The 23,344-nt window shown below is 51.7% G+C and carries 20 protein-coding genes, 1 tRNA gene and 1 pseudogene; 7 read left to right on the top strand and 15 right to left on the bottom strand.

Going from position 1 to position 23,344, the window contains the following annotated elements; genetic code table 11:
• Positions 1–7: 7 nt before the first annotated feature.
• A complete protein-coding gene (locus ACZ1HF_RS11485) occupies positions 8–1,441 on the bottom strand; it encodes a mannose-1-phosphate guanylyltransferase/mannose-6-phosphate isomerase (RefSeq protein WP_472657632.1) in 1,434 nt (477 codons plus the stop codon).
• A gap of 148 nt (positions 1,442–1,589) precedes the next feature.
• Here ACZ1HF_RS11485 and gpmI point away from each other — a divergent pair, with 148 nt between their 5' ends.
• From gpmI to ACZ1HF_RS11460, 5 genes are read left to right on the top strand one after another with little or no spacing between them, the layout of a single operon-like run.
• On the top strand, positions 1,590–3,110 hold the full coding sequence (gene gpmI / locus ACZ1HF_RS11480) for a 2,3-bisphosphoglycerate-independent phosphoglycerate mutase (protein WP_472657630.1): 1,521 nt from the start codon (positions 1,590–1,592) through the stop codon (positions 3,108–3,110).
• Positions 3,107–4,255, top strand: a complete 1,149-nt coding sequence (locus tag ACZ1HF_RS11475; protein ID WP_472657629.1) for a murein hydrolase activator EnvC family protein — start codon at positions 3,107–3,109, stop codon at positions 4,253–4,255. The genes gpmI and ACZ1HF_RS11475 overlap by 4 nt, the downstream gene beginning before the upstream one ends.
• A 7-nt stretch (positions 4,256–4,262) precedes the next feature.
• Positions 4,263–5,600, top strand: coding sequence for a S41 family peptidase (locus tag ACZ1HF_RS11470; protein WP_472657628.1), 1,338 nt, complete (start codon positions 4,263–4,265; stop codon positions 5,598–5,600).
• 5 nt (positions 5,601–5,605) lie between these two features.
• Positions 5,606–6,100, top strand: coding sequence for an RNA pyrophosphohydrolase (locus tag ACZ1HF_RS11465; RefSeq protein ID WP_472657627.1), 495 nt, complete (start codon positions 5,606–5,608; stop codon positions 6,098–6,100).
• A complete protein-coding gene (locus ACZ1HF_RS11460; RefSeq protein ID WP_472657626.1) occupies positions 6,097–6,570 on the top strand; it encodes a hypothetical protein in 474 nt (157 codons plus the stop codon). Before ACZ1HF_RS11465 ends, ACZ1HF_RS11460 begins: the two co-directional genes overlap by 4 nt.
• A gap of 3 nt (positions 6,571–6,573) precedes the next feature.
• On the opposite strand, the pseudogene gltB reads toward ACZ1HF_RS11460, so the two are convergent.
• The 3 genes and pseudogenes from gltB to ACZ1HF_RS11445 all read right to left on the bottom strand — a co-directional run bounded on the left by gltB (position 6,574) and on the right by ACZ1HF_RS11445 (position 13,429).
• A pseudogene (gltB, locus tag ACZ1HF_RS11455) lies at positions 6,574–11,105 on the bottom strand (glutamate synthase large subunit).
• Positions 11,106–11,149: 44 nt separating this feature from the next.
• Positions 11,150–11,983, bottom strand: a complete 834-nt coding sequence (locus ACZ1HF_RS11450) for a hypothetical protein (protein ID WP_472657625.1) — start codon at positions 11,981–11,983, stop codon at positions 11,150–11,152.
• 12 nt (positions 11,984–11,995) lie between these two features.
• Positions 11,996–13,429: an NAD(P)-dependent oxidoreductase gene (locus ACZ1HF_RS11445; protein ID WP_472657624.1), complete on the bottom strand. Its 1,434-nt coding sequence runs from the start codon at positions 13,427–13,429 to the stop codon at positions 11,996–11,998.
• A gap of 219 nt (positions 13,430–13,648) precedes the next feature.
• Here ACZ1HF_RS11445 and ACZ1HF_RS11440 point away from each other — a divergent pair, with 219 nt between their 5' ends.
• Positions 13,649–14,452 carry an undecaprenyl-diphosphate phosphatase gene (locus tag ACZ1HF_RS11440; RefSeq protein WP_472657623.1) on the top strand — a complete coding sequence of 268 codons (804 nt, stop codon included), beginning with the start codon at positions 13,649–13,651 and terminating at the stop codon, positions 14,450–14,452.
• Here the strand turns inward: ACZ1HF_RS11440 and ACZ1HF_RS11435 are convergent.
• Positions 14,449–15,432: a complex I NDUFA9 subunit family protein gene (locus ACZ1HF_RS11435; RefSeq protein ID WP_472657622.1), complete on the bottom strand. Its 984-nt coding sequence runs from the start codon at positions 15,430–15,432 to the stop codon at positions 14,449–14,451. The genes ACZ1HF_RS11440 and ACZ1HF_RS11435 overlap by 4 nt on opposite strands.
• Before the next feature lie 164 nt (positions 15,433–15,596).
• Between ACZ1HF_RS11435 and ACZ1HF_RS11430 the strand changes: the two genes are divergently transcribed.
• Positions 15,597–15,683: transfer RNA gene (locus tag ACZ1HF_RS11430), tRNA-Leu, on the top strand.
• A gap of 132 nt (positions 15,684–15,815) precedes the next feature.
• On the opposite strand, the gene ACZ1HF_RS11425 is transcribed toward ACZ1HF_RS11430, so the two are convergent.
• From ACZ1HF_RS11425 to ACZ1HF_RS11380, 10 genes are all read right to left on the bottom strand, one after another.
• Entirely contained in the window at positions 15,816–16,166 is a 351-nt protein-coding gene (locus tag ACZ1HF_RS11425; RefSeq protein WP_472657621.1) for a hypothetical protein, read from the bottom strand.
• Between the two features lie 195 nt (positions 16,167–16,361).
• Positions 16,362–16,628: a CopG family ribbon-helix-helix protein gene (locus ACZ1HF_RS11420; RefSeq protein WP_472657620.1), complete on the bottom strand. Its 267-nt coding sequence runs from the start codon at positions 16,626–16,628 to the stop codon at positions 16,362–16,364.
• A 136-nt stretch (positions 16,629–16,764) separates the two neighbouring features.
• Positions 16,765–17,109, bottom strand: coding sequence for a hypothetical protein (locus ACZ1HF_RS11415; RefSeq protein WP_472657619.1), 345 nt, complete (start codon positions 17,107–17,109; stop codon positions 16,765–16,767).
• The gene (locus ACZ1HF_RS11410) at positions 17,109–17,639 is read right to left on the bottom strand and encodes a DUF3768 domain-containing protein (RefSeq protein WP_472657618.1); all 531 of its coding nucleotides are present in this window, start codon (positions 17,637–17,639) and stop codon (positions 17,109–17,111) included. The genes ACZ1HF_RS11415 and ACZ1HF_RS11410 overlap by 1 nt, the downstream gene beginning before the upstream one ends.
• 125 nt (positions 17,640–17,764) lie before the next feature.
• Positions 17,765–18,166, bottom strand: a complete 402-nt coding sequence (locus tag ACZ1HF_RS11405; protein WP_472657617.1) for a hypothetical protein — start codon at positions 18,164–18,166, stop codon at positions 17,765–17,767.
• Positions 18,167–18,235: 69 nt separating this feature from the next.
• Positions 18,236–18,589 (bottom strand): helix-turn-helix transcriptional regulator, encoded by a 354-nt coding sequence (locus tag ACZ1HF_RS11400; RefSeq protein ID WP_472657616.1) that lies wholly within the window; start codon positions 18,587–18,589, stop codon positions 18,236–18,238.
• Positions 18,590–19,020: 431 nt separating this feature from the next.
• The gene (locus ACZ1HF_RS11395; protein ID WP_472657615.1) at positions 19,021–21,429 is read right to left on the bottom strand and encodes a calcium-binding protein; all 2,409 of its coding nucleotides are present in this window, start codon (positions 21,427–21,429) and stop codon (positions 19,021–19,023) included.
• Positions 21,430–21,485: 56 nt separating this feature from the next.
• Positions 21,486–21,899, bottom strand: coding sequence for a hypothetical protein (locus ACZ1HF_RS11390; protein WP_472657614.1), 414 nt, complete (start codon positions 21,897–21,899; stop codon positions 21,486–21,488).
• 111 nt (positions 21,900–22,010) lie between these two features.
• Positions 22,011–22,517 carry a hypothetical protein gene (locus ACZ1HF_RS11385; protein WP_472657613.1) on the bottom strand — a complete coding sequence of 169 codons (507 nt, stop codon included), beginning with the start codon at positions 22,515–22,517 and terminating at the stop codon, positions 22,011–22,013.
• A gap of 229 nt (positions 22,518–22,746) precedes the next feature.
• A complete protein-coding gene (locus ACZ1HF_RS11380; protein ID WP_472657612.1) occupies positions 22,747–23,253 on the bottom strand; it encodes a hypothetical protein in 507 nt (168 codons plus the stop codon).
• Between the last annotated feature and the right edge of the window lie 91 nt (positions 23,254–23,344).

Raw genomic sequence — 23,344 nt, 5'->3', positions numbered from 1 at the left:
AACGGGCCTAATCACGGGCGTAAGCGTCTTCATATCTGATGATATCATCTTCGCCGAAATACGTGCCTGTTTGTACCTCAATCAGCACCATGGGAACCTTACCGGGGTTTTCCATGCGATGGACTGCACCTAATGGGATATAGACAGATTGGTTTTCCTCAACCAGCTTGACCGTGTCGTCAATCGTAACTTTGGCTGTTCCAGCAACCACGATCCAATGTTCTGCGCGGTGTTCGTGCGATTGCAAGGATAGCCGCCCACCCGGGTTAACGACGATGCGCTTGACCTGAAACTTCTCACCCAGCGCAAGGCTTTCGAACCATCCCCAAGGCCTGTAATCCCGCGGTAAAACCTCGGCCTGCGTTACTTGCTTGGCTTTCAGTTCCGCTACCACTTGTTTGACATCTTGGGCGCGGGACTTATCGGCAATCAACACTGCATCCGGCATCGCAACGGCAATGATGTTGTTCAATCCAAGGCCCACCAGCTGCTGCCCCTCGGCTTCCGCGCGCAGCAGCGTGTTTTGACACTCAATCGATGTGACTGGGCCTTGAGCCCTTACACCATTGCCGTCACCACCAGTTTCGCGCCACACGGCTTCCCAATCGCCAAGATCGGACCAATCCCCAGAAAACGGCACAACGGACAAGTTTGCCGCTTTTTCCATAACCGCGTAATCGATGGAAACTGCTTCGGCTTGCGCCCATGGGGTCGCAGCAAGGCGTAGGAAGTTCAAATCTGCCTGCGCCTCATCCACAGAGGCTTGTATCGGGTCTAACAAGGCACCTGCGTGATCCTTGAAAGCCTGAATAATAGTCTGGACCGAGAACAGAAAAATCCCAGCGTTCCACAGGAATGTGCCAACCTCAAGCATTTGGGCAGCGCGCGCCGCATCAGGCTTTTCCACAAACCGTTTCAAGGGAACGACATCTTGAACATCGCCAGAGACATCCAACTCAAGATACCCGTATCCTGTCTCTGGGCGCGTTGGTGATATGCCAAACGTCACCAGTTGACCCGCCTGCGCAGCTGGAATTGCCAGATCAACTGCGGCCTGAAACGCCCCGCGATCCAGAATGACATGATCCGACGGGGCTACCAGCATCAGAGCATCCGGTGCCGTCTTCGCAAGGTATAATGCCGTCGCCAAGACAGCGGGTGCGGTGTTGCGCGCTTCAGGCTCAATCAGGATAGCATCGGCTGTTAACCCAACATCGCCAAGCTGCTCGGTCACTATGAAACGGTAGTCAGAGTTGGTCACAACAATCGGTGCGGCATATCCAGAACCGGACAAGCGCTTGGCGGACGCTTGGAACAGGCTTTCATCCCCGGTGACGGCTGCAAACTGCTTGGGGTAGCTTTTCCGGGATAGGGGCCAAAGCCGTGTTCCCGATCCACCACAAAGCAGAACCGGATGGATAACGCTGTCAGAATTCACCATGTAACTACAATCCTTTATACAAACTCAGGCCGTTTGGTCTGATTCTTCTTATTATGTTCAGTGGCGAAGAACATGCAATTTCCTGTTTCTTTCAGCGGTTGAAGCTCTGGCTTGCGACAAGTAGAACATCTGCAAAGAGGTCATACCAATGTCGATACCTAAACCTGTTGTGCTGTGTATTCTGGATGGGTGGGGCCTGTCCGATACGAAAGAAGGTAATGCGCCTCGCCTGGCCCAAACGCCGACATTTGACCGGATCATGGCAACATGCCCCAATGCGACGTTGACGACCCACGGCCCTGATGTGGGTCTGCCAAGCGGACAGATGGGCAATTCAGAGGTCGGTCACACGAATATCGGTGCAGGCCGGGTCGTTGCAATGGATTTGGGGCAGATTGATCTGGCGATTGAAAACGGCTCCTTCTTCAAAAATGAGGCGCTGAAGGATTTCATCGCAACGTTGAAAAGCACTGGCGGTTCGGCGCATCTGCTTGCCGTGGTCTCTGACGGTGGTGTGCATGGGCACTTGGCTCATTGCAGTGCAGCGGCCAAAGCTATCACTGATGCAGGTGTTCCCGTGGTCATTCACGCTATCACCGATGGTCGTGATGTCGCGCCAAAATCTGCAAAAGATTACGTCAAACAGCTTGAAGATACCTTGCCAGAGGGCGCAAAGATCGTGACGCTGTCCGGGCGCTACTATGCCATGGACCGCGATAATCGCTGGGACAGGGTCGAAAAAGCTTACTGCACGATGGTCAATGCAGATGGAGAAACAGCCAAAACCACGCATGAGGCGATTTCACAAGCTTATGCCAAAGACCAGACTGATGAGTTCATTCTACCCACTGTTCTGGCCGGCTATTCCGGGATGAAAGACGGTGATGGCATCTTTTGTCTGAATTTCCGGGCCGACCGTGCGCGTGAAATTCTGGCGGCACTGGCCCAACCAGATTTTACGGCGTTCGATGTTTCAAATCGCCCGGAACTTGCTGCGTGTCTCGGCATGGTCGACTATTCAACAGATCATAATGCTTACATGACTACCGTTTTTCCCAAACAGAAAATTATAAATACGCTGGGGTCTTGGGTTGCGCGGTATGGTTTGCGTCAGTTTCGTTTGGCAGAGACGGAGAAATATCCGCATGTCACTTTCTTCCTGAATGGCGGTAAAGAAGACCCTGAAAAAGGCGAAGATCGCTATATGGCCCAAAGCCCAAAAGTCGCTACTTATGATCTGCAGCCTGAAATGTCGGCGCCGGAAGTGACCGAACATCTGGTTGGCGCAATCAAGGATGGCTACGATCTGATCATAGTGAATTATGCCAATCCCGATATGGTCGGTCATACTGGTGATATAGCTGCAGCAATCACAGCTTGCGAGACTGTTGATCGGGGTCTGGCAAAGGCGATTTCAGCGTTAGAACAAGCAGGCGGTGCGATGATCGTCACAGCAGATCATGGTAATTGCGAAACCATGATAGATTCTGACACGGGTGGGCCGCACACTGCGCATACAACGAACCCTGTCCCCGTTATTCTTATCGGCGGGTCGCATGGGGCTAAGCTGAAATCAGGCAGATTGGCAGACCTTGCGCCGACGATTTTACAATTGATGAACTTACCCAAACCTGATGAGATGACCGGCGTGTCTTTGATTGACGAATGAAAGCTAGCAAGGCACTACAGGCTCTAACATTAGGTTTTTTGGCCATACAGGGTCTTGTGGGTCCAACATTTGCGCAATCAGATCCTGTGACTACTGCAAGACGCGCCAGCCAGATGTTGACCGAAGCCGCGAAAGCCTTGACCGAAGCTGAGAAATCCTCAGATCAGGTTGCAGCGTTGACCCAAACTCTGCGCGCCTATGAGGAAGGCCTGGCCGCATTACGTGAAGCACTGCGCCGCGCCGCGATACGCGAACGTTCTATCGCGCTGGTTTTTGAGGCCAAGCGCGATAACATTGCACGCCTGTTAGGTGTTTTGCAAAGTATCGGCAGCTCACCGGCCCCCTTGCTGATGATGCATCCCTCCGGCCCGCTTGGAACTGCGCGGTCCGGAATGATCCTGTCTGATGTCACCCCAGCCCTTCAGGCAGAAGCGGAGCAATTGCGGTTACAGCTTGAAGAGATGCAAATCTTGCAGACGTTACAAAACAATGCCGCAATCTCGCTCACCAATGCGCTGGCCGAAGTGCAGTCCGCACGTGTTGCATTGACCAAGGCTATCGCAGACCGCACCGATCTGCCGCGCAGTTTTACGGCTGACCCTGATCAGATGCGTGCGTTAATTGAAAACAGTGACACATTGGATGGTTTTGCAGATGGGCTGGCTAGCCTTGGCGTAGATGAAACCGCAAATCTGGCGGATTTCGAAACGCAGAAAGGCAAATTGCTGCTGCCTGCGCCCGGAATTCTTTTGCGGGGTTTCAATGAGGCGGACCCGGCTGGTATTGAACGGCCAGGCCTGCTTTGGGCCACCCGTGCCCGTACCTTGGTGACGGCCCCCTGGACTGCAACGATCCGCTATAGCGGGCCGCTTCTGGAATACGGAAATGTGATTATCCTAGAGCCAGGACAAGGCTATCTTCTGATTCTCGCTGGTATGGCAAAAGCATTCGTCAGCCCTGGCGAGATCGTCAATAAAGGGGCTCCAATCGGCCTGATGGGTGGTTTAATACCAGATGCGGAAAGTTTTTTAATAGATGCGGCTAAAGGTAGTGGCGGCAATCAGCAAGAGTCGCTTTATATAGAGCTAAGACAGAATAACACACCCGTGGACCCAACTGCGTGGTTCATACGGAACAAAGAATGAGGAACGCATGAAAAATTTTATGATGGCAGCATTGCTCGGGACCGCGGCCGGTGTGTTGGTAACAACCCAGATCGCAGGCCCCTTGCTTGCTCAGGAAACCGAGAGCAAATCCACAGTTTATGAGCAGCTGGACCTTTTCGGGGACATATTCGAGCGTATCCGCGCCCAATATGTCGAGGAAGTCGATGAGGCCGAACTGATCGAGGCTGCGATTAACGGTATGCTAACCTCGCTCGACCCCCATTCGTCCTACCTTCCGCCGAAAGACTTCGACGCTATGCAAACCCAAACTAGTGGCGAGTTTGGTGGTCTTGGTATCGAGGTGACGCAGGAAGATGGCTACGTCAAAGTTGTTGCGCCAATGGATGGCACCCCGGCAGATCAGGCCGGTATGGAAGCAGGCGATTTCATCACGGCGGTAGATGGCCAAAGTGTTCTGGGCCTCAACCTTGATGAAGCTGTTGCCATGATGCGCGGCCCGGTTGGGTCCGAGATTCTTCTGACGGTCATTCGTGAAGGCGCAGATGAACCATTTGAGGTTTCGATCATCCGCGACACGATCAAGGTAACTGCTGTGCGGTCACGTCTGGAAGGTGACAGTGTGGTTTTGCGGGTCACAACCTTCAATCGCCAGACCTATCCGAACCTCAAAGACGGACTTGCCAAAGAAATTGAAAAAGCAGGTGGGATTGACAAGATAAACGGCGTTGTCATTGACCTGCGTAACAATCCTGGTGGCTTGCTGACTGAAGCAATTCAAGTCAGCGATGCTTTCCTGGATAAAGGCGAAATCGTCTCAACCCGTGGTCGCAATTCGCGCAATAACGAGCGCTACAATGCAACCGAAGGTGATCTGAGCAGCGGCAAACCTATAGTTGTACTTATCAATGGTGGGTCAGCATCTGCTTCCGAGATCGTAGCCGGGGCCTTGCAAGATCACCGTCGCGCGGTGGTAATAGGCGAGAAAAGCTTCGGCAAAGGCTCTGTTCAAACTGTTGTACCTGTACGTGGTGACGGCGCGATGCGTCTGACGACCTCGCGCTATTACACACCATCAGGCCGGTCCATTCAGGCGCTTGGTGTGTCTCCTGACATCATCGTAAAACAACCGCGAAACTTACCTACTGACGAAGAGGCTGAAGATCAGGATCAGCCGGGACGTTCAGAAGCCGATTTGCGTGGATCGCTTAACAACGACTCAATCTCAGAGGATGAGCGCAAGATTATTGAGGAAGAGCGCGCACGCGCAGAGGAATCTGCCAAACTGCGTGATGAGGATTACCAGCTTGCTTATGCACTGGACGTGCTTAAAGGCCTCAGCGCTTTGGCACCCGGCGATCAATAGAGGCGATGACACCGGAAGACATCGCCAAGCTGCCCTATCGTACCTGCGTTGGCGTTATGCTTGTCAACGCAGGCGGCGATGTGTTCACAGGCAAACGCATCGATAATCCGGGCAATGCCTGGCAAATGCCCCAAGGGGGCATTGACCTTGGTGAGGCACCGCGCGATGCAGCCTTGCGCGAATTGGGTGAAGAAACCGGGGTTGGCCCTGAAAAAGTGTCTATATTGGCTGAAACCGATGATTGGATACCCTACGATTTGCCTCATGATCTTGTCCCTAAACTATGGAAGGGACGTTACCGTGGGCAAGAACAGAAATGGTTTCTGCTGCAGTTTCATGGGGCGGATACGGATGTGAATATAGCGACCGAGCATCCTGAGTTTTCTGAATGGAAATGGATGCCCATAGATGATCTGCTTGGCAATATTGTGCCATTCAAGCGTCACGTTTACGAGAAGGTGATCGCCTCTTTTCAATCTGTGCTAAGTCCTCGGGTATGATGATCAAAACCCAAATCGCCGCCGCCATTACACTTGCCCTGTCCACAACACAGGTCTTTGCGTTGTCATGTCTCGCGCCGGATGTCGCTTTTACGTTCAAGCAGGCATCTGACTCAGACAAGAAATACGCGATATTCCACGGAACATTCGCGGTTAAGGGCGATCTGCCGAAAGATCAGAAGGAAGACACAACTGTACCTGCGAAATTTTCTGGAAAATTGCTGACTTCTGGTGGTTTCGATCAGGAATTGAATGCGCCGGTTGATGTCGAACTGGTTTGCGCGGGCCCGTGGTGTGGCCAGATAAATCCTAAATCGGATTATCTGGCCTTTATTGAACGCCGCGATGATAAACTCGTCTTCGTTGTAGATCCTTGCTACAGCTTGGCATTTGCAAAACCATCTGCCACTGATCTGAGGCGGGTCGTGCAATGCGCAACCGGCAGTGCCTGCGAATCCGCAACAAATTAGAGCCTATTCCGCAGGAACGGCCTGATCCTGCAGACTTAAAGGTGCCGGCAGGTGGATCAACATTTCTTTCGGGCAGACCTGAACGAAGTTTGAAAGTTCGTCGCCCCAATTCTGCAATATGAATGCGGCTTTCTGACTTCCTGTTTCCGAGAGATGTTGCTCAACCAAGCCTTTGAGCTGCGCCTGCCAATGATCGACTGTCACAGGGCATGTCACTAATGTCTCCATATTCATTAGTTTCGAAGACGCGCCAGCCGGATCATACAGATAGGCCATACCACCCGTCATGCCTGCGCCGAAATTCGCGCCAATAGAGCCCAATATAACCGCGACACCGCCGGTCATATACTCGCATCCGTTGGTTCCACAGCCCTCAATGACGACTTTTGCACCAGAGTTCCGGACCCCGAACCGCTCACCTGCGCGACCGGCGGCAAACAAATGCCCGTCAGTTGCACCATAGAGCACCGTGTTCCCGATAATCGTATTTTCATCGGCCGTCAGAGGGCTTTCTTGCGCTGGGCGCACCACGATCCGCCCGCCAGAAAGCCCTTTGCCAACGTAATCATTCGCATCGCCAAAGACTTCCAGCTTCAATCCCGGCGCAGCAAAAGCGCCAAGCGACTGCCCTGCGGACCCCACCAGCTTTACGGTCAGATGATCAGGCTGCAAATCGTTGCGCATGCCGAACCGTTGAACAATATGGCTGGACGCCCGGGTGCCAATGGTGCGCAGCGTATTCTGCACTGCATAAGACAGCTGCATTTTCTCGCCTTCTTTGAAGAACTGCTGAGCGTCCTTTACGATCTCTGCATCCAGCGTATCAGGCACAGAATTGCGCTCTTTTTCCCTGTTATAGACGATGTTTTCAGCTCCATCGACAGTGATCAAAAGCGGATTGAGATCCAGATCATCCAAATGTGCGGAACCTCGGCTTACCTGATTTAGTAAATCGGCCCGCCCAATTACATCATCCAGAGACCGCGCTCCTATCGAGGCCAGAATTTCCCTTACTTCCTGCGCATAGAAAGTGATCAGGTTGACAACCTTATCTGCTGTGCCGGTAAATCTGGCGCGCAGCCTCTCGTCCTGCGTGCAGACACCAACGGGGCATGTATTGCTCTGACATTGGCGCACCATGATGCATCCCATTGCAATCAGTGCGGCTGTGCCGATGCCGTATTCTTCAGCCCCCATCATCGCTGCCATCACAATGTCGCGCCCGGTTCTCAGACCGCCATCCGTTCGTAGCGTAACCCGGTCCCGCAGATTGTTCATTGCCAGAACTTGATGCGCTTCAGTCAAACCCATTTCCCAGGGAAGGCCTGCATATTTAATCGATGTTGCGGGCGATGCCCCTGTACCACCATTATGTCCTGAAATCAGGATCACATCTGCCTTGGCCTTGGCCACGCCAGCGGCAATTGTTCCGACACCAGATGCCGCCACCAATTTTACTGTAACCTTACAGCGCGGGTTAATCTGTTTAAGATCGTAGATCAGCTGCGCTAAATCCTCGATTGAGTAGATATCATGATGTGGTGGCGGGCTGATCAGCGTTACGCCTTTGGTCGAGTGCCGCAGCCGCGCAATCAGGTCTGTCACCTTCATGCCGGGCAATTGCCCACCCTCGCCGGGCTTAGCCCCTTGGGCAACCTTGATCTCCAGTTCTTCGCAGTGGTTGAGATATTCCGCCGTTACGCCAAAGCGCCCCGACGCGACCTGCTTGATCTTGGCGGACGGATTGTCCCCGTTTGGTTCCGGCACGAAATGGGCAGGGTCTTCGCCACCTTCGCCACTGTCGGACTTCGCCCCAATCCGGTTCATCGCCACATTCAATGTCTTGTGTGCCTCTGGCGAGAGCGCGCCTAAAGACATCCCCGGCGTCACGAAACGCTTCCGAATGGACGTAATAGACTCTACTTCGTCTACCGAAATAGGTGCGCCCATCGGTTTAATTTCAAGCAGATCACGTAAATGAATCGGTGGGTTCGCTTTCATCGTTTGCGAATACTGCTTCCAAAGATCATAACTGGCGCGCGTGCAGGCTGCTTGCAGCATATGCATTGTCTGGGCTTCCCAAGCGTGCTTCTCGCCAGAGCGACGCGCCTTATAAAACCCACCAATCGGCAGCACATCTTGCCCGTCACGCCAACCGGTCGTGTGAACTTCCATTACCTTCTTCTGGATGCCGGATATACCTATCCCCGAAATCCGGCTATGCATACCGGGGAAGAATTCGGCCACCATTGCGCGGCTCAGTCCGACAGCCTCAAAGTTCAATCCGCCGCGATAGGAAGAGATCACCGAAATCCCCATTTTAGCCATGATCTTCAGCAAACCCTGATCAATCGCGTTACGGTACCGCGCGACCGCTTGGGTCAAGCCGCAGTCCAAAAGGCCTCTCTCAATCCGGTCAGCAAGGGAATCTTCTGCAAGATAGGCGTTCACAGTGGTCGCGCCGCAGCCGATCAGAACTGCGAAATAATGCGGATCGATACATTCTGCGGATCGCACATTTAGCGAACAGAAAGTCCGTAGCCCTTTTCGCGTTAACCAACTATGTACGGCAGAGGTCGCCAAAATCATTGGCATACCTACTCTTTCTTCCGACTGAGCCTGATCTGTAAGTACAATGTGCCCCGCGCCAGAACGCACAGCGTCCTCCGCCTCTGCCCGAATACGCTCTAACTCGGTACGCAGCACGCCTTCCCACGGGAAAGTACAATCTATTGTAACCATATCAGCGTTGAATTGATCACATACTTTATCGAACTGTGCGTTGCCTAAAAACGGGCTGTCCAGAACCAGAATCTCGGTCTGGCTCAGAATCCTCATCCAACACGTTTTTGAGATTGCCGAACCGTGTCTTCAGGCTCATCACCCGGTATTCGCGCAAGCTGTCGATTGGCGGGTTCGTGACCTGACTGAAATTTTGCCGGAAGAAGTGGCTCAGAGGCCGGTACTTCTTTGACAGTACAGCGCTTGGCGTGTCGTCGCCCATAGACGCAAGTGTCTCTTTTCCGTCCTCAGCCATCGGTGCCAGAATTTGCTCTAGCTCTTCAATTGTATAGCCAGCGGCAATTTGACGTTTGCGGAGCTCTGGTCCTGAAAACAGAGCCTTTTCTTCGGAATTTTGCGCGATCTCTTCCAGATCGGTGATCTTTCCGACCCATTCTCCAAAGGGCAGGGCCGCAGACATTTTGTTTTTCAACTCAGTGTCATGGAACAGTTTTCCCTTGCCCATATGCACACCAATCATCTGGCCGGGGCCTAACGCACCTTTCTCACGCACAGTCGCTTCTTTGGTTGGCACCATCCCGGCCTCGGACCCGGCGATCAATAGCCCATCACCTGTTACGACGTAGCGCATGGGTCGCAAGCCGTTTCGGTCAAGCCCCGCACAGACCCAGCGCCCATCAGTCATAGCCAATGCAGCGGGTCCGTCCCAAGGCTCCATCACAGAATTGCAGTAGGAATACATATCCTGCCATTTTTGCGGCATCTCTACCGCTTGCTTGGACCAGCTTTCAGGCACCAGCATGGTTTTCGCCATCGGGGCTGAGCGTCCGGCACGTACCAAAACCTCAAATACAGAGTTCTAATGCAGCTGAATCCGACGATCCCGTCGCCACAATCGGTTTGATATCTTCTGCCATCTCACCGAATGCGCCAGAGGCCATACGAATCTCGTGACTCTTCATCCAGTTGAGGTTGCCTTTCAGCGTGTTGATCTCGCCGTTATGGGCCAGCATCCGAAAGGGTTGAGCCAACCACCATTGCGGGAACGTGTTTGTTGAATAGCGTTGGTGATAGATTGCAAAAGCGCTCTCGAAACGCGTGTCCATCAGGTCGGGATAAAATTCGGCCACATCCTGAGCCAGCATCATCCCCTTATAGATGATCGACCGGCAGGACAGAGAGCATACGTAAAGCTGCGGCACCTGTGCAACGATTGCTCCCTTTTCGATCCGGCGGCGGATCACGTATAATTCCCGCTCAAAGGTTTCTTCGTCGACATCCTTGATGTTGGAGATCAGAATTTGCTCAATCTCTGGCCGGGTCGCATTTGCTTTATCGCCCAGAACAGCAGTGTTCACGGGCACGTGCCGCCACCCATATATGCCATACCCCATGCGCAGAACTTCGGTCTCAATAATGGTCCTGCACGTTTCCTGAGCGCCAAAATCCGTCCGGGGCAAGAAAATCTGGCCGACCGCAATAAGTTTGTCAGGATCAGGTTTGTGCCCCGTCCGTTCAATCTGGTCGTAGAAAAACGGCACCGGGATTTGCACATGAATGCCTGCCCCATCGCCGGTCTTACCATCCGCATCAACGGCGCCCCGATGCCAAACAGCTTTCAGGGCATCGATGCCGTTCTCAACAACCTTGCGCGAAGCTTTGCCATCGATTGATACCACAAGACCTACACCGCAAGAGGCATGCTCATCCTCCGCCCGGTACAGGCTGTTGGTGGCCATCCACTCACGGCGGGCATGCTCTTCTTTAACCCAGCTATCGTCATATTTGGTCATGGCGGTCTACTCCGGTCTTAGGTGTTTTCGTGTGGTGGTTGGCATTATGGGTCTGGGCATCGGTTGTAAAATTTAGTACCAAACAAAAAACTACTATCGTCGTTCCGGTTGATGTTTTCGGCTTTGATACGTGAAAAGCAGTCAGCATCATCTTTTCTGCAATCCGAAATCACCCGTTCGGACAATCCCAAAAAGGCAACAAACGATAGCCTCGTATCACCTTCCAAGCCACCACCCAAATCAATCGGTTGGCACTGCAATTCAACAACTGCTATAGCTGGCCCCTTCTCTGAATCCGGCTCGGTGTTGTCGTGTGCACTTGGGTGGATCAAGCTAACCTGCTGCTCTTCACTAGGCACCTGACCTGTCAAGCTCGTCGTCTTTTCCCCCGAGGCAACATCCAACTTCCATTCAGCATCCATAACCTCGTAACCAGACATCGTCATACAGGCTGAAAGTTTCCCCGAGAAGTTTGTCGCAAAATCCTCGGCTTCAGTAAGTTTTGAAACCGCCTGTAAAGCGTTAGCGGTTCCTACCTGTAAGCTATTTGTGCTTTCCGAGCATTCAACCTCAATGCGGTTGACCTCTATTCCTTTGCGTACCGTTCGATAGCATTCCCCATAAGGATAGTATTTCTCGATCTTTCCATCAGACCCGATATCCACGTCAAATCGGGGTTCTTGGCTTTCCAATCTAAACCCGACATCTTCCGCCTTGAATTCCACCTTAAACGCGACTTTCCCGGGCCCCGAGCACTGCGAATGATCCGTGATCACCTCGTAGGGGGCGGAAAAAATATTGTGCTTTGGGGCATCTTGAGCAACAGCCATGCCTATCCCAGCAAGGGCTGAAAACAGCAAGCCTAATAGGGTTCTCATCAAAATCATCACCTATTCTGCCGCAACCGCAGCAGCTTGGTTAATCTGATCCAAAATGGCCTCCGCCGCCTCGCACCCGTCGCGGATCGCCCAGACAACAAGGCTGGCACCGCGTTGGATGTCGCCGCAGGCATAGACGCCCTGCAGGCTTGTCGCATGGGTCTCGAAATCCGCCTTGATGGTGCCCCAACGTGTCACTTCCAATTCGGGCACATCCCATAGTGCGGGCAATTCTTCTGGTTCAAAGCCCAATGCTTTGATCACCAGGTCCGCCCCTTCGATATAGTCCGAGCCTTCGATGACTTCCGGGGCCTGACGACCCGTCGCATCCGGTGCGCCAAGGCGCATTTTCTGGACCATCACACCGTCAATCACATCGCCGGTAAAGCCCTTAGGTGCGGACAGCCAAACGAATTCCACGCCTTCTTCCTCGGCATTCGCAACTTCGCGCTGCGATCCGGGCATGTTGGCCTTGTCCCGGCGGTACAGGCATTTGACGGATGTTGCGCCTTGCCGCACAGCGGTGCGCACGCAATCCATTGCCGTGTCACCACCGCCAATGACAACGACCCGCTTTCCGTCGGCATTCAGCTCACCATTGTCGAACTCTGGAACAGTATCGCCAAAGCTTTTGCGGTTTGAGGCTGTCAGATAATCAATCGCTCGCACAACACCTTTTGCGCCAACGCCGGGCGCAGGCAGGTCCCGCGATTTGTAAACACCTGTTGCAATCAGAATAGCGTCATGGGTTTTCTGTAAGTCGGTAAACGAAATATCTTCGCCTACATTGCAATTCATCTTGAAGGTCACACCGCCTTTTTCCAGCTGGTCGATGCGCTTCATCACAACATCTTTTTCCAGTTTGAAACCTGGAATGCCATATGTCAGAAGGCCGCCCGCGCGGTCATAACGATCATAAACAGTGACCTGTACGCCCTGCTTGCGCAAAATATCTGCTGCGGCCAGCCCACCTGGTCCCGCGCCGATAATGCCAACAGATTCCCTGCGCTCACTGTGTGGCGCGATGGGCTTTACCCAGCCTTCTTCCCAAGCGGTATCTGTTATGTATTTCTCGATTGCCCCGATTGTCACCGTACCATGGCCGGACTGTTCAATCACGCAATTGCCTTCACATAACCGATCCTGTGGGCAAATGCGGCCGCAGATCTCGGGAAAAGTGTTGGTCGCCTGACTGATCTCGTAGGCTTCCTGCAAACGGCCCTCGGCAGTCAGCCGAAGCCAATCCGGGATGTTATTGTGCAGCGGACAGTGAGACTGGCAATAAGGCACACCGCATTGACTGCAACGCGCAGCTTGGACTTTAGCTTTTTCGCGGGCGTAATCGGCGTAAATTTCATTAAAGTCATCTGCGCGCAGATCAGGTGGGCGCTTGTTCGGCATGTCCCGTTCCACCGTCACGAATTGCAACATTTGTTGCTTAGTCATTTGAAACCTCTCCGACTGGTCCGAGACGGTTGAATACCTTGCAATGAAGTGGAATAAAAGTCAAATTTACTGACCTATTTATAAATAATATTGACCGCAACGGTCTCAAATTCTTCGCATTCTAGATTAATATGTCACTATTATTTACCTAATTGATGCCTTCTCTTTTATTTTCATCTCACTAGATTGGCAAAAAAATGATTCGAGGCAGCAGGCGCTATGTCGCTTTTCCATCTTGTTCTTGTAGCGATCATTCAAGGTCTGACTGAATTTCTGCCTGTCTCGTCTTCAGGCCATTTAATATTACTCCCAAAGCTGACCGGGTTGCAGGATCAAGGGCAGGCCATTGATATTGCCGTGCATGTTGGAACTCTTTTCGCAGTTATTCTGTACTTCTGGACGGATGTAAAAATTGCAGCCGCAGGGGTGCCGCGTTTAATCAAAGGCAAAGTAGATACACAAGGTGCATGGCTGGCGATGTGCCTTGGCGTTGCGACCATCCCTGTAATCTTCTTTGGCGGTATTCTGAAGCTTACAGGCGCTGATGAGTTATTGCGGTCCACAGCTCTGATTGGCTGGACAATGCTGATCTTCGGGCTTGTGCTTTATTGGACAGATCAAAAGGGTGGGGTGGATCGGTCTTCTGCTCAATGGTCGATAAAGGACGCATTTGTCATGGGCGTCTGGCAAGCTATTGCTCTGATTCCAGGAACATCACGATCTGGTGCCACGATTTCCGGTGCGCGGGCGTTGGGCTATGCACGTGAAGATGCAGCGAAGCTGTCTATGCTTATGTCAATCCCAACCATCCTGATCTCAGGACTGTTTCTTGGGGCAGAGGTCATGTCAAGCGCCGACGCGCAACTGGCACGTGATGGTTTGATTGCTGCGGCTCTGTCTTTCATTGCAGCTTTGCTTGCCCTGACGCTTATGATGCGGTTGCTGAAATCCGTCAGCTTCACACCCTACGTGATCTACAGGATCATTTTAGGGGTTGTCCTGCTTGGCTACGCGTATAGTTAATCGACGCGAAGATTCTCGGCGGATTCCTTGATCGCATCGTATTGACCGGATGGACGGAAACGCCACAAATAAGATGGCAATACCGCCTCTAACGCTGTTGGTTTGATGCCAAGATCTGCAAATGTCTTCACCTTATCCGAAACGACATTGTCTATCTCAAGGTTCCGCACCTGATCCCGTGTCACGGGACCATTGATCAGGCCCAGTGATACGGCTTTCAGGACATCAAACCCCAACCCCATAATATTGGCTGCCCAGAACGGTATATTTATGATTAACCGATTGCGGCGAATGACTTTTAGCATCTGGTGCATCAAGGCCCGGAAGGTCTCGACATCTGGGCCGCCCAGCTCATAAACGCCTGGTTCTGCATGTCCGGTTGCACCAAGAACTGCAGCCTGAGCCACATCATCCACATAAACAGGCTGGAACCTTGTATCCGCACCAACCACAGGCAGAACGGGGCCAAAGCGAGACATAGAGGCAAACCGATTGAAAAACCCGTCTTCCGGCCCAAACACAATGGAGGGACGCAGGATCACCGCATTCGGGAAATGCTTCAAAACACCTTCTTCACCAAGGGCTTTGGTCTGCTGATACAGGCTTTCGCTGTCTATATTCGCCCCAATGGCAGAGATATGGACAACCTGCGCAACGCCGGTTTCAGATGCAATCCGGGCAATCCGTTCTGCGCCTTCATGTTGAACGGCATCAAAACTGTTCTTTCCTACGGGCGTCAGAATACCAACGCAGTTCACCACTGCATCACATCCCAGCATCGCGGCCTGTACGCTTACATCATCGCGGATATTGCAGAATATCGGTTCGACCTGTCCGACTGTGCCATAAGGTTTTACAAAAATTGCTTCATTTGGGCGGCGAACAGCTACGCGAACACGATGGCCTTCTTTCGCAAGCCGACGCACGATGTATCGCCCGATAAAACCAGATCCACCATAAACCGTGACAAGTTTCGACATTCTGCTGTCCTTCACCTAAGCCATACACGGTTTAACCCGGCGCCCACGTCACAGACAAGGTGCAATTCGTCGCTGCATGGTCGATGCAAATTTGAGATTAACGACAAACCGAATCCCGTTGACAGGATGTGTCGGCCAGACTATCCAACGCGCTCACGACACCTGCCCAGGTGGCGGAATTGGTAGACGCGCTAGCTTCAGGTGCTAGTGTCCGTATGGACGTGGAGGTTCGAGTCCTCTTCTGGGCACCATTACTTCCCAAGAATGTACTCTGTTCTTCCATTGTTTTCCCTTTGACCTCCTTTTGTGCTGGCTGGGGAAAGCCACGGTAAGCCCGTGACCCATACGAAGACGTTGCTGTTACTATCTGATTACTATCTTCTTCAGGCATGGCAACGATCATTAAAACCGAATTTGGATGGCAGGCTCAGGTCGCGCGGCGCGTGAATGGAAAGCCTTTCCGTAAAGCAAAAACCTTTCGTACGAAGCGGGAAGCTCAGGTTTGGGCCCGAGAGACCGAGGTCGATATCGTCAAAGGCACTGATAGCGAAGAAACCTTGCTTCACCTTTTTCGGCGATATCAAAATGAGCGCTCTAGATATAAGAAAGGTGGTCATTGGGAGATAATCAGGTTGGAAAGGTTTGCTGAGGATGACGCAAACGGTACGCCTGTCTGACGTCAGCGGTTTCTGGACAGATTTGAGGATTTGAACAATTGAGGATTTCTGGTTCATCTTATCGATTAGGAGATCGAGATGACGAAGAAACCGACAACATCGAAAGATGCCGCCGACAAGGTGGTAAAGAACATCCGCCGCAAGACGCGCCAGGCGTATTCACCGGAAGAGAAGATCCGCATCGTTTTGGCTGGTCTGCGTGGCGAAGAGAGCATTGCAGGTTTCGCTGCGCGCGCCGGGACCAGACCAGGATCATGCGGGTTTGGCAACACCGCTTACGGTCTCAATGGCGGTATTGAGACTGGTTTTCAGCTCGGTTGAGTTCAGCACATCTCCCGCCTCAATATCTGCCTCACCCTCTGCCACATCGGCAAAGAAGGCTTCTTCTTCTGCCAGATATTGTTGCACAGCCACGTTGGTGAGATACGATTTTGAGCGGTTGGTAATCGTCGCCAGCCGGTCCAGACGTTCTTTTACCTCTGGCGAAGTGTTAAAGGTTACAGTCGCGCGATTGGCCACAATGTCAGCTCCTGATGAAGATTTATTCATATGTATACATCATAGCACATCTCCGTACAGATGCCAGCACCGGCGCGCTTGGACCAAAACCCATACTGCATAAGAAACCCCCGCCGCAGTTGCGCCGGGGGTGTGCTCAGAACAGGCTGAGCTGTGTGTCGTCTGGGTCTGCGATCTGATACACTCTACGGGCCATGGCCAGCGTGTGCTTGCCCTGAAACAGGGGTGGCTCGGTGTGGGTGTTATGGATCTCCCACGAGCCCCAGATCTTGAGCCCTGCGCCTTGCTGCGAGACATGGAGGCTGCCAGGGCCTGCGCTGCCGCCAAAGATGCCGAGAACGGCCTCCAGGGCGGTGAGAAGCTCTGCGTCCGTCATCCCGACCGCAATCTGCGCTGCATACCGGTCTGGCAAGCTGCGTGTGGCGATTTTGAAGACTGCTTCCTTATCTGCCATGCGCAGCGGTTTGCGTGAGCGTCCCATCAGTATTCACTGGCCAGCATGATGGTGAGCACGCGATGCGTGAGATCACCATTGGCCGGATCGGGTGAATGGTACTTCAGGGACAGATCAAAATAGTCGATCTTCCAGAACAGCTTCTCGCCGTGCAGGGTGAACGCGCCGAAGTCATGTTCGCCGTGGGGGTCATTGTCTTCGGTGAAGGCCTCAAAGCAGGCTACGGCCTGATATATCTCAGACAACGCGTGCTGCTTTTTATCCCGGAGTCCGGCGGTCAGAACCACTGAAGCGTGGGGGCATTGCCCGCGGCGCAAGTCGTCATTGAGGCGGCGGATACGCTTGGTGCGGAAATCCTTGTCGATCTTCCAGTTGGGCGTGCCTTCCACACCGCAGGCATCGCAGCTGACGCTATCAAAGACGCATTTGAGCTCCCAATCACGGGTCAGCAGACTCCATGCAGCCCAGGCATCCCGCACCACGTCAGTGGCCCCGCAATGGGGGCAAAGCGGGTAGGCCCCCACCAGCTCATCAATTGCTATTTGTCTTGGTCTCATCTCATGTCTCCTGTCGCTGGGTGGCGTCTGAAAGGGGTTCAGGCGCACCCGACGACGGGAGACGGCAGACAAGCCAAGGTGATCAGAGCATCGTCAAAGAACAGAAAAGAACGAAGTTTTGCAGCTTAGCCCAGAGCGCGGGCCAGGGCGGGCGTTGGGCCATTGAGGATCTGCTTGGCCAGGGCCACCGCTTCAAAGAGGATCGTGGTGCGGGGCTCAGCGTCCCAGAAGCGCCGTCGTTTGGGCAACCGGGTATAGAGATCAGGATATTGCACAGCCAGGGCCTGCGCCTCGGCGTATTTGTTGGGAAAGGTCTGTATCCGCTCAACCTGCACATCCAGCAGCGTATGGACATCTTCGCCCACCTTCTGCACGGCGGCAATCACCGCATGGGTCCTGGCACTCTTTTTGGTGTCCTTGGTGATCTGTTCCGAGATCACCACCTGCGGTGTGAACCGCTTGATCCAGTCCGAGACAACCGGGCGGCCAATGCCGGAGACTGGCTGGCTTTCTTCGAGATGCCCCAATCGGCCAGCCGCTCACCCACGAAGAACGCATAGCCGATCTTGCCGCTGGCCACGGCGATGGACAGCACCCTAAGCCGTTCCATAAGCCTCATCTGATGCTGCTAACCGCTCGGACAACCGGGCCAGATGCTGACCCCGGTTGGCGCTGTGCAGCCAGGTCTCGGGGGTCTCCGGCAGGGACGGCAAGCGCTCCCGCAGGCTGTCTCTGGCTTCGGCCAGCAGTTCATTGAACAGGCTTTGAAACGAACGGTTATAGAGCACAGACAGGGTGCAGAGCTGGATCAGGGTGGGCACCCGTTTGCCGGTCTCCAGATCAGAGAAGGTGCCCTGATGGATATTGAGTAAATGCGCGCAATCACGCTGGGTGAGGCCGGATCGTTTACGCACCAGCCCCAGATCAACAGAGAAATCTGTTTTAGACATATGATTATTGTTACGGCTTATAAAGCAGGTATCACTTTAACGGTTGGACCCTCTGTTCCATAGGTGGCACCATATGCCCGCTGTCTATATGTGTCGTCTGCTTTTGAGACAGCAAAACCACCAAGCGGTAGGGATTCCTGAGCCCGCGAAAGGGAGATCCCTTTCGCCGCAGACCCGACCGCTTTGGTGGTGGCTCAAAGCAGCCTACACCCTTTCTATTCCTTCGTACCGAACAGGATATCAGCATCCCAGATACCAATGCTAGATAGCCCCGGATACGGTTGGCACATACCAAGGCCTCTGCGTGATGACGGATGAGAAAGTGCGGTCTTGCAGGGGATTGGCATAGTGAGACAGTGCGCAACTTGACCACAGAAAAAGGCCCCGATCTTCATCAGGGGCCTTTTGTGCGTGTGTAGTTGTGCGGCTTGTTATGAAATCAAATCATCATATGGAACGGCGACAAGAAACACGTCATCGAAGTCATTGGCTTCATCATAGCCGTCCTGTGTGTCATCAGCGCGTAGGATCACCGTCGCTTTGTCTCCCGCACCAGCCACGTAGCCTTCGCCATTTTCCATTGCGAGAGCTAACAGCTCATCAATGTTTTCTTGCGTGCCGTTCCAGAACCCTTGAATACTACCAAGGTGTTTCATTGTTGAGTTCCCGTCGGTCAGCCCCCATATCACATGCTGTACTTCGGAATGGGTATAGTTCCGACCTGTGCCATCGCCATTATCCTGTTCCGTGAAGCCTTGGTTTATGACCCAGTTGATGATGTCGATGTTTTCCGCGAGATTATTGGTAAACTCACCACCAGATAGAGCGTCTTCCTTTGCGGCGAATACGGACATCTGCACATCACGATCCGCATGAAAATCAGCAGTTCGATCAAGATTGTATACTTCATCATATTTTAAGCCGGCTAATTTAGCATCACCACCTGTGATCGTGACATCATATCCGATTCCAACCCGATATCCGCCAAAATTCGCGACCGCACTTTCCGAGAGGCTTTCTACGGGGGAGGCGGACACATCAATGTTATTTAACAGATCATCATAGCTCGTCTCCCATACCGTAATGGCACCGCCATCGATGGTCGAAATAACATAATGATCTCCGTTGGCGCGACCATGCTGGGTCAGGATTTCTTCGGCGGTAATGTCTGCGTCACCAAAGAGTGAGGCTGTATCAAGAAATTTCAACATATCGCCTTCACTGGCGTCGAAATCCCTGATCCGGTCTTTTCCAATACTGCCTGAAAACGCAAAGTTATCTGCGCCTGCGCCGCCAGTGAGTTGATCGCTTCCTTCGCCGCCATCGATCCAATCGTCTCCAGCTCCGCCGCTTAACCTGTCGTTGCCGCCACGTCCTTGCAATTTGTCATTTCCACCGGCACCACTGAGTGAGTTCGCCACGTCACTGCCGTAGAAAAAGTCGTCTGCCGATTTAGATCCTTGCAAACTCTCGATGCTGTCATAGATGTCACCTTTGGAGTTCGATCCATCGGCCAAATCGACGGTTACACCAACCGTGCTGTCATAGAGGGAGACGAGGTCAACACCGTCGCCGCCAATAAAGGTGTTGGTTCCGGAACCGTCCCGGAAATAATCTTTGCCATCACCGCCATCGAGAATGTCATCACCATCGCCTCCGTATAATCTGTCATTACCAGCACCACCGCTCAATGTGTCTGATTCAGCTGAGCCATAAAGGGAGTCATTTCCTTCGAATGCTTGCAACAGAACGCTTTCAGTACTGCCTCTGGCATCCAGGCGGTTCGCCCTATCGTCGCCAAACGCGCCGCGAAGATTGTTTTGGGTGAGGTTGATGTCTGTAAAGGTTTTACCTTCTGTAGCGCCATATGATACAGTTGTGCCACTTTCAAGTTGTAGGTCATAGCCCAGTTCCGTTTCGACCGTTCGCCAACCATCCTTGAGATATGTGAGTGCGACGTCACCAACACCTTCGACAACTGTTTCGCCATTTCTGATATATGACGCCCGACCATAAAGAGAGTTTTCGAAGACGGTTATATCATCGTTCGTATTGGCGTAATCTGTGCCGTCTTCGTATGTAAGATTGATCTGGGTGAAGCCTAAGCTGTCGAGCGTTTGTAATTCACCGTCTTGTGTTTCTGCATCCTGATTTGTGTCCTGCCAGACCCGGAAGGAAGACCAGGCTGCATCAGCGCTAGTAAGCAGGCCGTCGCCATTCGTATCGAAAATCCGATTGCCGTCATCATCAACGGCTTCGGCCAGCGCTTGAAGGTCTGTCCGCGCTACGTCCGACCATTTACCGAAGGAAAGTTCGCGCGCCTGATCAATGACATCATCACCGTCACCAATTGTTCCATCAGCATTCAGATCGATAACCAGAAAACCATCATCAGCAGACGCCCAGGATGTTTGTTCGCGATATCCATCGCCATCAACATCGAAATAAATGTCTTGTCCAAAATTAATTTCGATACCGTCATTATCAAGGTCAAGAACAACCGGGATATTTGCGCCAGTGCTGTCACCGGTATAAGTTACGCCACCACCATCATAAGTATAACCGCCACCGCCGGGTGAAGGTGTTGTGTTACCACCGGCCATGTCGCTCAAAGATGGTGATCCGCCGCCACCGCCAACACGCCCACTGTCAGCACCGCCGCCTCCACCACCTCCGCCGCTTGGAGACTCCGCAGGGCTATCATTATCGCCGCCACCGGTATATGGTGGAGGATCAGGGAGGTTGCCACCATTTGGTGTGTTATTGCGGTATTCTTCGGTCTCAATCCGTTGAGATATCCGTTCTTCGAGAGAGGGAAGATCAGGATTATCTTCCCTCATAAGCTCTTCCTCATATATCTCTTCAAGGCGTTGTATCGGAAGACTATCATCGACTATTAGTTCAGCGCCAAGAACTTCAATTGTTCTGTCTGTTTTAATTTCGCCAGTCTTACTAACAATGGTTTCGTAGGATATTGATGATGTAAGGTCGAGCTTCCCCCTACAGAGATAGGCGTATCTGGCACGTCAACAGTAGCGGTTGCTTTAGCCGGAACACCATAGGTTGTGACGTGCTTGACTGATCCGTCTGGCAAGGTTTCGGTCGTAGTCTCGTAGCTTAAACCGACAGTGGCTTTCAAAGTACCTGCTTTTCCGAGGTCATATTTTTTTCCTCCTGTTACAGATAGTGAAATACCGTCAAGCCTGTCGTCCTCAGTGCGCTCGAATGCCGTATCAATTGTATTATCTTTAAATGTAGTGGTTCCAGTTACCTTAATGCTGTCTGGGATTTCGGTTACCGTTCCACTCACTTCCCTACCAGGAATTTTAAGGGAGAAGGACGCCCCATTTTCGCTCTTTTTTAAAGTTATAGGGCCAGAATCAACAGAAAAATTTGCAACGCCGGAAAAATATCGCCCATTTTACTCACTTTCACATGTTAATAGGTTTTTCGCTTCATTTTTTGATGGTTTCCATTCCAAAGGGATTTGTAAAACCTTATAGACAATCTCTGACTGGCAATCTATTTTTACGTTTTCAAAAGCTGAAAGTGGTATAAACGTAAACTTTATCCAAGTTTTTGTTTCGTCAAAACGTCTACCATCAATAAATATATCTGACAGCTCTAACGCATTAGAGATTTTTTCCATATTAAAGTTCAACTCATCCGCAAGGGGAAAGACCTTAACTTGCTCTATATCGTCAATTGCAAAAACAACCGTGTCATATTCGCGTAGGTCTTCAGACGAAAAGTCTACGTCCAAGTCTTCAAATTTAGGATCAGAAACAAGCTTTTCTACAACCTCATTCGGGATGTTCCATAGGATGTACCTTAAATCTCTATCAAGCTCATCTGATCTTTTGAGCGTGTCGCCCGCTACAGCTTGGTAGCTAAGCATACACAATATTAACGCTATCATCCGCATCATTTCATTGTCTCCGATCATGGGGTGCACTGAGAACGTACTCAGGCATGGGTTTTCGTGTAGGCTGTAAGTAGCAAAATATCGAAGTATATAAAATGCACGATTTGTAATTGAAAATTGAAGTGTAAGCGTGGCAGGCTTTCAGGGACTAATATCATATTTTGTAAACTTAATGAAAATAAAAGGAGAGGAACAATTGACTAAATTCACTGTGTAATACTTTACCCATTTTTTAATTACCTTCACATTTTGTTATGTCTTTGAGTTTATTTTCAGTCGATTCCCATTTAAGCGGAATTTGAAGGATTTTATATGCAATTTCCGACTGACAATCTGTTCCCTTGTTTTCAAAAATTGAATGAGGAACAAACGTAAATTTAATCCAGGTATTTGTTTCATTGAATAGCCTGGTTTCAAGTAAAAATTGCGACTGATCTATAGCGTCAGCGATTTCATTTAGGTCAAACCCCAATTCATCCGTAAGTGGAAATTCGTTGAGCTGTTCAATATCTTTTATTGCGAAAATCACCGTATCATATTGGCGTAAATCATCGGATTTAAACTCTGCGTCTAAATCCTCAAATTTAGGATCAGCAGCAAGGTTTTCTACAACCTCATTCGGAATGTTCCACAAGACATATCGTAAGTCTCTACCGAGTTCGTCTGTTCTTTTGAGCACGTCCCCCGCCACAGCTTGGTGGCTAAGCATACATAATATTAACGCTATCATCCGCATCATTTATTTTCTCCAACCGAGGTTTTAACTGGAAGCAAATTTCTTGTAGGCTTTGTTTGTGCACCATAAGTAGCAAGTAGTAAAATACTGTACT

Source organism: Litoreibacter sp. GN1-5, from assembly GCF_055693805.1.
This window is presented reverse-complemented; position numbering and strand designations above follow the sequence as displayed.